10 protein-coding genes and 1 tRNA gene are annotated in these 11,627 nt (G+C 53.8%); 1 reads left to right on the top strand and 10 read right to left on the bottom strand.

Translation table 11 applies throughout. The annotated features are described in order from the left end of the window. Positions 1-229 precede the first annotated feature (229 nt). Both rplA and rplK read right to left on the bottom strand, forming a co-directional pair. Entirely contained in the window at positions 230-928 is a 699-nt protein-coding gene (gene rplA, locus ACFOWX_RS09925) for a 50S ribosomal protein L1 (protein WP_381423661.1), read from the bottom strand. A gap of 4 nt (positions 929-932) precedes the next feature. Continuing rightward, positions 933-1,361, bottom strand: a complete 429-nt coding sequence (rplK, locus tag ACFOWX_RS09920; protein WP_381423659.1) for a 50S ribosomal protein L11 — start codon at positions 1,359-1,361, stop codon at positions 933-935. A gap of 291 nt (positions 1,362-1,652) precedes the next feature. On the opposite strand from rplK, the gene ACFOWX_RS09915 reads away from it, so the two are divergent. After that, entirely contained in the window at positions 1,653-3,662 is a 2,010-nt protein-coding gene (locus ACFOWX_RS09915; protein WP_381423657.1) for a GMC family oxidoreductase N-terminal domain-containing protein, read from the top strand. Between the two features lie 158 nt (positions 3,663-3,820). On the opposite strand, the gene ACFOWX_RS09910 is transcribed toward ACFOWX_RS09915, so the two are convergent. The 8 genes from ACFOWX_RS09910 to ACFOWX_RS09875 form a co-directional block, all read right to left on the bottom strand. Beyond that, a complete protein-coding gene (locus ACFOWX_RS09910) occupies positions 3,821-4,516 on the bottom strand; it encodes a PIN domain-containing protein (RefSeq protein ID WP_381423655.1) in 696 nt (231 codons plus the stop codon). Positions 4,517-4,524: 8 nt separating this feature from the next. After that, complete coding sequence (locus tag ACFOWX_RS09905; protein WP_381423653.1) at positions 4,525-5,181, bottom strand: hypothetical protein; 657 nt, start codon at positions 5,179-5,181, stop codon at positions 4,525-4,527. A 208-nt stretch (positions 5,182-5,389) separates the two neighbouring features. Continuing rightward, positions 5,390-6,289, bottom strand: coding sequence for an alpha/beta hydrolase fold domain-containing protein (locus tag ACFOWX_RS09900; RefSeq protein ID WP_381423651.1), 900 nt, complete (start codon positions 6,287-6,289; stop codon positions 5,390-5,392). A gap of 338 nt (positions 6,290-6,627) precedes the next feature. Then, positions 6,628-7,164 carry a transcription termination/antitermination protein NusG gene (nusG, locus tag ACFOWX_RS09895; RefSeq protein ID WP_381423648.1) on the bottom strand — a complete coding sequence of 179 codons (537 nt, stop codon included), beginning with the start codon at positions 7,162-7,164 and terminating at the stop codon, positions 6,628-6,630. 35 nt (positions 7,165-7,199) lie between these two features. Continuing rightward, complete coding sequence (gene secE, locus ACFOWX_RS09890; protein WP_381423645.1) at positions 7,200-7,397, bottom strand: preprotein translocase subunit SecE; 198 nt, start codon at positions 7,395-7,397, stop codon at positions 7,200-7,202. Between the two features lie 195 nt (positions 7,398-7,592). After that, positions 7,593-7,668 (bottom strand) — tRNA-Trp (locus ACFOWX_RS09885). 119 nt (positions 7,669-7,787) lie between these two features. Then, positions 7,788-10,046 carry a TonB-dependent receptor gene (locus tag ACFOWX_RS09880; protein WP_381423643.1) on the bottom strand — a complete coding sequence of 753 codons (2,259 nt, stop codon included), beginning with the start codon at positions 10,044-10,046 and terminating at the stop codon, positions 7,788-7,790. 171 nt (positions 10,047-10,217) lie between these two features. After that, on the bottom strand, positions 10,218-11,591 hold the full coding sequence (locus ACFOWX_RS09875; protein WP_381423641.1) for a glutamate--cysteine ligase: 1,374 nt from the start codon (positions 11,589-11,591) through the stop codon (positions 10,218-10,220). Between the last annotated feature and the right edge of the window lie 36 nt (positions 11,592-11,627).

Genomic DNA, 11,627 nt, shown 5'->3' with positions numbered 1-11,627 from the left:
CCAAAAAAGGGTCGAGTCATACAGCCTATCGCGTCGGTGAAACCATTCAAATTCAATGCGTAAACCCCGCTGCGCGACGGCAGGACTTGTTCCGAAAATGTCTGGTGTTGTTTGGGTATATAAGACCAGGCGGGCCGCTTGTCAACGCGCAGCGGTCTGCAACCCATCACGAAAAAAGGGGCCGTCATCGCGGACAGCCCCTTTCTTAATTTTTGCAATATTGGCGGAATTAAACGCCTTCTACATCACCCAAGTCAATTTTCAAACCGGGGCCCATGGAGCTGCTGACCGAGATTTTACGGACATATTTGCCCTTTGATCCCGACGGCTTGCTTTTGATTACGGCATTTACCAGAGCATCAAAATTCTTGCGCAGATCGGCGTCGGAAAAGCTTTTCTTACCGATACCGCTGTGGATGATGCCCATTTTTTCAACGCGATATTCCACCTGACCGGATTTCGCATCCTTAACGGCCTGCTCCACATTCGGAGTTACGGTGCCCAGCTTTGGATTTGGCATCAGGCCTTTTGGACCCAATACTTTACCCAAACGGCCCACAATACCCATCATGTCGGGGGTTGCGATAACGCGGTCATAATTCAGGTTACCGGCCTGCATATCTTCCATCAGGTCTTCGGCGCCAACCTTGTCTGCACCCGCAGCAGTGGCTTTGTCGGCATTGTCACCGCGTGCGAAAACCGCAACGCGCATATCTTTACCGGTTCCAGCAGGCAGCGAAACCATACCGCGCACCATTTGGTCGGCATGACGGGGATCAACGCCCAAATTCATCGCCACTTCGATTGTTTCATCGAATTTCGCGGATGCGAATTCTTTCAACGTCTTGATGGCTTCATCAACGCCGTATAATTTTTCGGCGTCCAATTTTTCAGCAATCATTTTTGCTTTTTTTGATGGTTTTGCCATAAGATCAATCCTCCACCGTCAGGCCCATGGCCACAGCCGAACCTGCAATAATTTTTACCGCTGCATCCATGTCATTGGCATTCAGGTCAGCCATTTTGATGGTCGCGATTTCTTCCAGCTGCTGACGGGTGATTTTACCCGCGCTGATTTTACCCGGCTCTTTCGAACCCGATTTCAGCTTCAGCGTTTTTTTGATCAAATAGCTGGCAGGCGGGGTTTTGGTGATGAAGGTAAAGCTTTTATCCGCAAAAACAGTGATCTTTGTTGGAATGGGCGCACCCTTTTCCAAGTCGCTGGTTGCTGCGTTAAACGCTTTACAAAATTCCATGATATTCACGCCGCGCTGACCCAATGCTGGGCCGATAGGGGGTGATGGTGTTGCAGATCCCGCAGGGACTTGCAGGCTGATATAGCCGTCAATCTTCTTGGCCATTATGGCCTCCTTTCATTCTGTTTCCGCGGCGATGATGTCATCACAGCGGATCAAATTAAGCGGTCAGACGGCTGATTATCGGTCAACCTCCCGCATGATGTATCCGATTCTGTTGAATGGGAAGCGCGGCCCTTAAGCGAAAATGGCAGCTAAGGGAAGCCATAAGTTTCCAAATGCGCTTCGCAAATATCCCCTTGGCATGATGCCGCGCCTGCTGATACAAGCAGCCGCAGAAAAATATCGGATCGCACCGGCCGGACTATCGGCACCCAAACTCGTTCCCAGGGGAAGATGATGCGCAATCCGTTTGACCAAATCCAATGCCGTTTTCTGGAAGCATTTGCCGAGGCGCTGTTTGACGGCGTGGACATGGCAATCACGCCCGCGCAGGTCGTGGACAATCTGCAAACGCAAATGCGCCTGATCGGCGGGACCAAGGAAAAAGAAATCAGCCTATCGGTCACCGCCGCGAGCCTTGCGCTGGCGCCTTTTTTCAACCAATCTTCGGTGGAAACGCGGCGTGAACGGATCAAAGACCGTCTGCAAAATTCGCAAATCGACATATTGCAGGACATCGCCCGGCTGCGCGGTTTGATCTACGCCGCCTATTTCGGCCATTGGCAGGGCGCGAGCGAGGAGGATAACGAGGATAACCCCGTGCTAAAGCAAATCGGCTTCACCTTGCCGAAATTCCGGCAGCGGGCCGGCGGCGAAATGCCCATCACCTTAATCGAGGGGCGTGATTTGACGCATCAGCATTTCGTCCATGAAGGCAACATCCCGGATGATATCGACATCATCATTGTGGGATCGGGATCAGGCGGCGGGGTGTCGGCAGCGAATATGGCGGCGCGCGGATATAAAGTGCTGGTGATAGAGGCGGGCCCGCATTTGCCATCGGCGCAAATCACCCATGAAGAACGGCAAATGGCCGCGCGGCTGTATAAGCATGGTTCGCTGCAAACCAGCAAGGATAACGACTTTGTCGTGTTTCAGGGGCGCAATGTCGGCGGGTCGTCCACGGTCAATAATGGCATTTGCCTGCGTATCAAAGACCCCGATATCCGGCATCCCATGGCAAAAGATGTGCTGGCGCAGTGGCACAGCCTGGGCGCGCCAATTGATGAAGGCGCCTTGACCCAAGCCTATGACACGGTGCAGCAGCGGCTGGGCATACGCAAGATCGAAGAGCGCAGCGGCCGGCGCAACGGCCCGCATCTGCTGCAGGCATGGGCGAAATATGCGGCGTCGTCGGATGATCCCATGGTGAAGGCCGCGGCCAAGGGTTGGTTCAACAAAAATTACGGACCGCCCGGCACCGATCAAGCCTGCGCCTATTGCGGATATTGCAACACCGGATGCCCCTATGGCCGGAAATTGGGCACAGGGCAAAGCTACCTTTTGGATGCCTGCCAATTGCATGACGCGCGGATATTGGCGGACACAAAGGTGGAATCGATCCTCTGGCATGATCAGCCGGGCGGCGGCAAACGCCGTGCCATCGGGGTGAAGGCAATATTGGAGGACGGATATGAACGGGACATTATGGCGCGGGTCGGCGTCATCGTTGCCGCCGGAACCATCGCGTCCAGCAAGCTTTTGCATCGCAGTCAGATTGGCGGCACGGGAACCGGCATATCGCTTAACGTCGCCTCACCGATTATCGCGTTGATGGGGGAGGGCGGAACGCCCTGCTGGGATGAAGATCAAATGGCCACCGTTGTCGATTGCGGCGAATATCTGCTGGAATCGCATTTCCAACCGCCCATGTCGATGGCGGCGATGATGCCGGGTTGGTTTGACGAACATCACCGCCGGATGCGCAATTATAATAATGTCGTATCGGCAGGCGTCCTGTTCCCCGCCGACCGGCGCGGGCGGATAGAGGATGGCAAGCTGCATTTCAAATTGGACAAGGACACCGACCTGCCGCTGCTGCGGCGGGCGATGGCAACGCTTGCCAAAGTGCATTTTGCCCATGGCGCAAAAGAGCTATACCCCGCCTTGCTGCGCGGTCAGACGCTGACCCCGGATATGGATGTGGACGCTTTTTTTGCCGAGGCGATACGCGAATCCGATGACGTAACCCTATCGAGCAGCCACCCGCAAGGCGGCAACCCGATCCATACCGACCCGGCCCAAGGCGTCGTCGATGAAAATCTGCGCGTCCACGGCACCGAAAATGTAATGGTCACCGACGCCAGCGTCTTCCCCAGCTGCATCCGCGTAAACGCCCATTTCACAACGATGGCAATAGCGGAATACGCGACGGGAAGGGGCGACCCGTTTGCGGTGGGGTGAGGGTGAGGGGGGGGGGGGGGGGTTAGTTGGGGTAGGAGGCGAGCAATTTGCCTATAGCAGCTTTGTTTGGGGGAGCTGACTGTCCGGATTTAACAAATGATTGGCGGTAAGCCGACATTCGGGCGTTCCGACAGAATCTCTAGAGCCATTTGGACCGACTATGTGAGCGTTTTGAGGCCGAGAAAGTGTTTTGCCGCGCTCATATTTGAAGCGAACTGCAGGTCAAGTTTACCAAAGTCGTCAACAATATCGCCTTTAAGTATACTGCCCTGCGTGCAATAATCCTTCGTATTTGATGAAAGAAACACCATTGGGGCGGCGCAATCTGCTGCGCGAATCGCGCATGCCTTTTCCAAAATGGTCTCATAAATAAGACAGTCTTTTGTCGATTCTTTGCCCTGAGTCGCTGGGGCTCTCTTTGCATTGACGCGTAAAAATGCCCTGCGGTGTACATCTTGACTTGGGATTATTGTTTGAAGCTTAGTTAGCCAGCGTTCAACGACGGACCGTGCTTGATCGACATAATCATCAAGATGGGTTAGGTCCACATTACTTGTCACGCCGAAAACGGTCGCCAGCTTGTTGGCTCGCTCAATCTGATCTCGGGCCATTTTCAATTTTTCTATTGTTTCTTTTTGTACCCGCAAATCGTGCTCTGTAAATTCTGTCTTAACCTGTTCCGCCATGAAGCAGTGAATGGTGCCCATCTCTGCCGCACGCACGACGTCAACGGCGGCCTGCATCTCATGTGGCTTTGCCGTTTTGCGAGTGGGATCCCGAAAGATATCCAGAATGGAGCATGTGTCGACGAACAACACTGGCAAATCAGCCAACAGTAATGCGTCGGTGATCAACTTCTGGCTCAGTTTTCGTCATAGTGAGTAAGCAGAGTGAGGGCGTTCTCGAAGTCACCCGCAAGATCGTGAGCTGTTTCTTCATCCCATCCTTCAATTTCGTGAAGCCAGCGCGCCAAGCGGTCGCTACCCAAATCTTCCCCGTTGCGATGAACGGCGATAATGAAGTCAAACCAACGACGTTTATCCATTGGGTGACTTGCACCAGTTGATTTATTGGCTGCACCTGAAAAGCGTCGCAGTTTGGTCGCAGCGTTTAACGATAGCCAGTCGTCGATATCCTGACTGGGCTTGGTGATGCTAACTTCAAAGCCAAATTTTTCCACGATAGGCTGAACCACACAAACCAAAAAGCTTTGCAAAACGGCATTATACTGAGAAAACGAAAGGCTGCCATTTTGCATCGGAACTATATTGGGAACATAATAACCTTCAGGGATGCCCCACAGCGTTAGCCCTGCCGCCGGGTGATTAGTACTAGCCTCACAACGAAACAGAAGCACGTCTTCTGAGGTTCCAGCATTGCGCGCAACTTGGTCTGACTTCTCTAGGTCAAATCGCCAAGGAGCGATCGCTGCTGCTATTAACGCCAAACGCAAATCAGACCGTTTTTCGAGTGGCCCTTGAATTCTCATATCTTGAAAAACTTCGATTTTTTTCGCCATCCCAAACTCTCAGCAGATTTCAAACCAAGTTAGCCTGAAACTTCGAAGTTAGCTATCATAAATTCCGACACAGCAGTGCGCCAAAAAATTATACAATTGATAAAAATTCAGTGCCGTCGGAACGGCAGCTATCATCGTATAATTATTGCTCCCCTAATGTCGCAAATGTCGTCGACAGCCGACAATCTCAATTTGCCACAATCTTCACTCATCGCACCCCATACCCAACCCCCGCCGCAAACTTCGCCATCTCCGCTTGCGCTTTGCGGCTTTCGGGGAAGAAGAAGATGGGCCAGTCATGCATCATATTGTCTAGCTCAATATAGCGGATATCGGGCAATTTCGCCTTTAACGCGCGGGCGTCGGTTAGGAGTATGTCCGCGCCGCCGGCGTAGCATAATATCGGCGGTAATCCGGTCCAGTTGCCGTGGATCGGGCTGACGCGCGGGTCGCTGGGCGCGGCGGGGCGGGCGTAGGCTTCGCCGGCTTGGCGGATGCCGCCGATGGTCAGGATGCAGTCGCGCCGCTCCAGCTGCGCCTGATCGGGATGGGAGGCCGACGCATCGAGCCAGGGGCAGATCAGCAATAGGCCCGATGCGCTGCGCAAGGCTTGATCGCGGGCTGCCTGCGCCACCATCGCCGTCATCCCCGCGCCCGCGCTATCCCCGCCCATGATGAAGGGGCCGTCATGGCTATCCAAAAACGCGCGGTAGGCATCAAGCGCAAAGGCGGCAATTTCATCCACATGATGATCGGGCGCGAGCGGATATAACGGCGCGGTGATCGCCATGCCATGCGTATGCGCCATATGGGCAAGGAAGCTCCAGTGAAAGGCGCTGGGCGGCATCACATAACCGCCGCCATGGAAAAACAGCATATGCGCGGTGGGCGCTTGGTCCTTTGGCGCAAAATGCCACACCGAACGGCCGGACAGCGTCGTCTCGCGAATATCCACGCGCCGCCGGTCCCGCGCACTCGGCAGGTCAGGCGGTCGGCGTTGCAGGGCGCGCAAGCGGTCCTCCATATCGGGTCCGCCGGTGAAATTCTTTTTCGCAAAGCCGGTGGTGTTTAACGCAAATGCGGTCAGCCTTGCCGAAATGCTTACCATGATATTCTCCCCCTTCTGGTAACCTGCCGCGATGCTGCCCGTTATTGCGCGGGGGTGCAATGGTTACGTTGCGGGGGAGCTGAATCTGCTTGGGGCTGGGTTAGGGGATGGAGTTTGTGCCAGCGATTTCGGTCCGGCGTTTGCGGACAAGGACAGAAGGGCAGAAGGACGGCATATTGGCCTGACGATGCGCTGCTACCCGGCTTCATGCACACCGTCATTCCCGCGCAGGCGGGAATCTATCTCCCGCGCTGTAATTTTCAGCAAGCTGGCTAACAATAGCCTGAGCAACAACGCGGCCTTGTTATCGATACAAGACCGGCCCAAAAAAACTGACCTTACTTAACCAGTTCAACTTCTTCAAAGTCGAGTTCAACCGGCGTCGCGCGGCCAAAGATGGACACCGAAACCTTGACGCGGTTTTTGTCGAAATCGAGTTCTTCGACTGCGCCGTTAAAGCTGGCAAACGGTCCGCCCAGCACTTTAACCTGATCGCCAATTTCATAATCGACGCTGACCCGTTTTTTGGGTGCCGATTCCAGCTCTTCCTTGGTATTCAGGATGCGAGCGGCTTCGGCTTCGCTGATCGCTTGCGGTTTGCCATTGTTGCCCAAAAAGCCTGTGACTTTGCCGGTATTTTTGACAAGGTGATAGACATCATCGGTCATGGTCAATTTCGCCAGCACATAACCGGGGAAAAATTTGCGTTCCGACTTTACTTTTTTACCGCGGCGCACTTCGGTAATTTCTTCGGTGGGCACTTCGACCGCTTCAACCAGCGGGGTCAGGTCCAAACGCTCTGCCTCGGCAAGGATCTGGTCACGGACCTTATTCTCAAATCCGGAATAGGCGTGAATGATGTACCAACGTGCCATTGTAAAAATTTCCCTATGCGTCTGTTTAGCGCGGATTAATTTGCGAGTGCGAGCAATTGTTTGACGACCCAAGCGAAAATGCCATCCACGCTTAGGAAGAAAAATGCCAATATGATCGTCATAATAAGCACCATGATGGCAGTCTGCACGGTTTCCTGACGCGTGGGCCAAACGACCTTATTCACTTCGTCCTTCACTTGACGCATGAAATTGCCGGGACTGACTTTTGCCATAATGATATTCCTCAAAATTCGATATTCCCATACCGGACCTGATTTGCAGATAAGCCTGCTCGCTCCGGCTTTAGGGGCCGAGAGCTATATAGGTTCCGATTTTGGAATGACCATCCCTCTAATCGCGGATTCGGGATATGGCAAGAATTATTGCCAACGCCCTTGCCGCGATTGGAACAGGCTTTGATGATAAAATGGCAGGAGTTGAGGGACTCGAACCCACGGCCCTCGGTTTTGGAGACCGATGCTCTACCAACTGAGCTAAACTCCTGCAGCCCGGCTCTTACGATGCCGAACGATAGGCCCCTTAACGCGACTTTTCAGGTGGAGCAAGGGGCAAAGCGGCGGGGAGGGATTTTAACCCGCCCCGCGCCTTATAACAAAATCAGCTTAAAATTTAAAGCCAGCCTCAACGCCCCATATGCGCGGTTCATTGACGAAGCCGGTTAGGTTGTTGAAATCAATACCGCCGACGGCTTCTTCTGCGTCGGTAATGTTGCGGACGTAGGCGGCAATGTCAAAAGCATCGGTGCGATAGCCGAGCCGCAATCCGCCTTCGAGTAAATTGTCGCTGCTAAATTCGGTGGATTCATACAGGAAGAATTGGATTTTCGACCGGTAAGCCCAATCGGTATAAGCATATAGCTCACCGCCGCCCACAGGCGCTGAATAGCCAGCGGTCCAGTTGGCGCTGAATTTTGGCGATTGCGGCAATTGGTTGCCATTGATTGAGAAAATACCCGGGCTGCCCGTACGTTGCGGATCAAGCACGGTACACGCCGATGCGCATCCCGCGACAAAGGCGTTGGGGTCCTTAATCTCATTTTTATTATAGGAAGCACCAACGGTAAATTCGAGGCCAGCGGCAGGGCGCAGCTCAAATTCGGCTTCCACGCCATAACCGGTTACCTTGTCCGCGTTCAGCAAGGTGGTGAAGTTGGATGCGCCGCCGACGGCGGTTAGCTGCAAATCTTCGGTGTCGGAATAATATCCAGTCAGGTTGAGCCGGGCGATGCCGCCAAATTCGCTTTTGACGCCCGCTTCATAAGACATGGTTTTTTCTTCACGTGCGACCGAGTTGGACCGGCCAAAGGCGAGCCGCCCTTGGATCGACGGCGCGCGGTAACCACGGGCCACACGGGCGAAGAGATTCACATCGTCATTGACAGGGTAAAGCGCGCTCACATCCCAAGTCAAAACTTGGCTATCCACCTTGCTAAACTGATTTGCAACGGGTCCGCCAAAGCCCAAAAAGCCGGGGCGAGTGTCGACGGGGCGCGATGCCACAAAGTCGCGTTTGTCGTCATTATACCGCGCACCTGCTTGCAGCGTCAGGCCGTTTTCGGTTTTATAATTCACCGATCCGAACAGTGCCCACGCTTTGCTGCGTTGATCCTGCAGCGCGATCGCATCGGCGCTCACATCCTGCGGTGAACCATAATCCAACGTTTCGATGCGCAGTTTTTCGTCAAAATAGAAAAATCCAGCCTGATAACCCAGGCCGCCATCATTATTGGATGCAATACGCAGTTCCTGAGTCAATTGACGCAGCGACGGAACGCGGTCTTCGGTTTGCGCGGAAAAGGGAATGAAGCCTGGGCCTTGTGACGGCGCGAACTGATTACCAAAGCCGCCGTCAATATCGCCGCGGCTGGCATAACGGCCGCCCCAATAAGAGGATACCGAGGTCAAGGTGACGGCGCCCAAATCCCATTCAATATTATTGGTCGCATTGTAGGTTTTCAATCGTTGAAAATTAATTCCATCTGCGCGGGTGACAAAGCGGTCAAAGTCGGTTGTCGCGCCGCCCAATCCGACCAGGTCGTTGCTGCCCGTTGCAAATAGATTCGCCCGGAAGACGCGTGCTGAGCCGTTGTAATCGCGAAACTGTCCGCTGAGCCGCCAAGACAGATTCTCGGTAGGGGTCGCCAGAAATTGAACGCGCAGCGCAAAGTCGCGATAGCCTTCCAAATCCTTGTCATCGGGTGTGTCGATATTGTCGACCCAATCATCACGGCGTTGATAAAGGCCGGATACGCGCACGGCAAATTGATCACCCATGTCGATGGTGGCCGCGCCTTCGCTATTGAACGAATTGAACCGGCCATAGCCGACTTTCAGATATCCGCCCTTTTTCTCCGGCGTGGCGCTGTCGAATTTGACAATGCCTGCAGGGGTGTTGCGGCCGAACAAGGTGCCTTGCGGTCCGCGCAATACCTCAACCCGTTCGACGTCGAAAACCGGAAAGCCTTTCAAGATGGGGTTTTCCAGAACGACATCATCATAAACCAGGCTCACCGGCTGTGATGCGTTCAAATCGAAATCGGTGTTGCCAAGACCGCGGATATAGAAACGCGGAAATGTGCGTCCAAAAGAGCTTTCGATATTCAGGCTGGGCACGCGGCCTGCAAGCGCGCGAATGTCGCCGCCGCCCGAATTGATCGCGCTCAGCTTATCGCCCGACACCACGTCAATCGACAAGGGCACATCTTGAAGGTTTTCGCTGCGACGCTGCGCTGTGACAACAATCTCATCAAGGCCTTCGGCATCGGCCGCCGCAGTATCGTCCTGCGCCTGAACCGCTGGCGCGATGGTCAACGTGGCCGCGATGGCAATGGCGGATGCAAAATAGGATATTGGTCTGCGCATAAGATATTCCTTGAAGCAGTTATTTTAGAGGAAAATTTCGAAGCTTAACGCTGTTCGAACGCGAATTGATACAAAGCCTGCCTTGCGTCAAGCAAAGCCAGCCTGCAGCAGAGCGATTCAGCAGATTTGTGGCGAATTTGTTACAGTGTGGCTGACCCGCAATCCGAGGCGTTAGAAACTCATCTCGTCATAAACTTTACTCACGTCGCCTTGCCATTTGCCATGATAATTTGCGAGCAACCGGTCGGCCATGGTCATTTTGCTGGTCACAATTTCGCGTAAAGGATCGAGAAAGCCGGTTTCATTATCGCCGCTTTTATTCAGGCGTGCCCGTGCCGCGAGGCCGGATGCGGATATGTCGAGTATCCGTCCGGCTATATCCTGAAGCGTCCTGCCGCCCGGAATAGGCGTCTTTAGTCCCAGCTTTGGCACCGCATTGCGCAGCGCCTCACGTTCTTCCATCGTCCACTGTTTGACCTCATCCCACGCGGCATCAAGCGCCGATTGATCATACAGCAAGCCGACCCAAAAGGCGGGCAGAGCGCATATCCGGTTCCATGGTCCGCCATCGGCCCCGCGCATTTCCAAAAAGCTTTTGAGCCGGACCTCTGGAAAGGCGGTCGACATATGATCTTCCCAATCGGAAACCATCGGCTTTTCACCGGGTAAGACCGACAATTCACCGTTTAGAAAATCCCGGAAGCTATGGCCCGCCGCATCAATATATTTGCCATCGCGATACACAAAATACATTGGCACATCGAGCATATAATCAGCATAGCGTTCATAGCCAAACCCGTCCTCAAACACGAAGGGCAACATACCGGTGCGGTGCGGATCGGTATCGGACCAGATATGGCTGCGATAAGACAGAAAACCGTTTGGCTTGCCCTCCAAAAAGGGCGAATTGGCAAATAACGCTGTCGCGAGCGGTTGCAATGCGAGGCTGGTCCTAAATTTCTTCACCATATCAGCTTCGCTGCTATAGTCGAGATTGACTTGGATGGTGCAGGTGCGCAGCATCATGTCGAGCCCCATGCTGCCCACGCGGGGCATATGGTTCAGCATGATCGCATAACGGCCCTTTGGCATGATCGGCAGGTCGCTACGCTTTTTATCCGGCCACAGTCCCAGCCCCAAAAAGCCTTTGCCGGTTAACGCGCCGATTTTTTTGACTTGTTCCAGATGCCGTCCGGTTTCCGCGCAGGTTTCATGGAGATTGTCGAGTGGCGCGCCGGATAATTCGAGCTGCCCGGCGGGCTCGAGACTAACTGTGCCGTCATCACCCTTCATCGCGATGACTTTGTCATTTTCGATGATCGGTTCCCACCCAAATTCGGTGAGTGCCATCAACAGATCACGTATTCCGCCTTTTTCGTCATAGGACGGCGCATGAAAATCTTTTGTGCAATAGACAAATTTTTCATGTTCCGTGCCAATGCGCCAACGCTCTTTGGGTTTTTCACCCTGCTGCATCGGCAAGATTAACTGGTCGCGACTTTCGATCACAGGATCGTTGCGATTTGATACGGTTCGCGTGCTCATGGCCCCCGCTTTAGGCAGCAATTTTGCCGCTGCATA

Origin of the sequence: Sphingorhabdus arenilitoris (assembly GCF_042651485.1) — a bacterium.
Classification (GTDB): domain Bacteria; phylum Pseudomonadota; class Alphaproteobacteria; order Sphingomonadales; family Sphingomonadaceae; genus Sphingorhabdus_B; species Sphingorhabdus_B arenilitoris.
The sequence above is the reverse complement of the archived record's forward strand: the minus strand, read 5'-3'. Positions and strand labels throughout refer to the sequence as shown.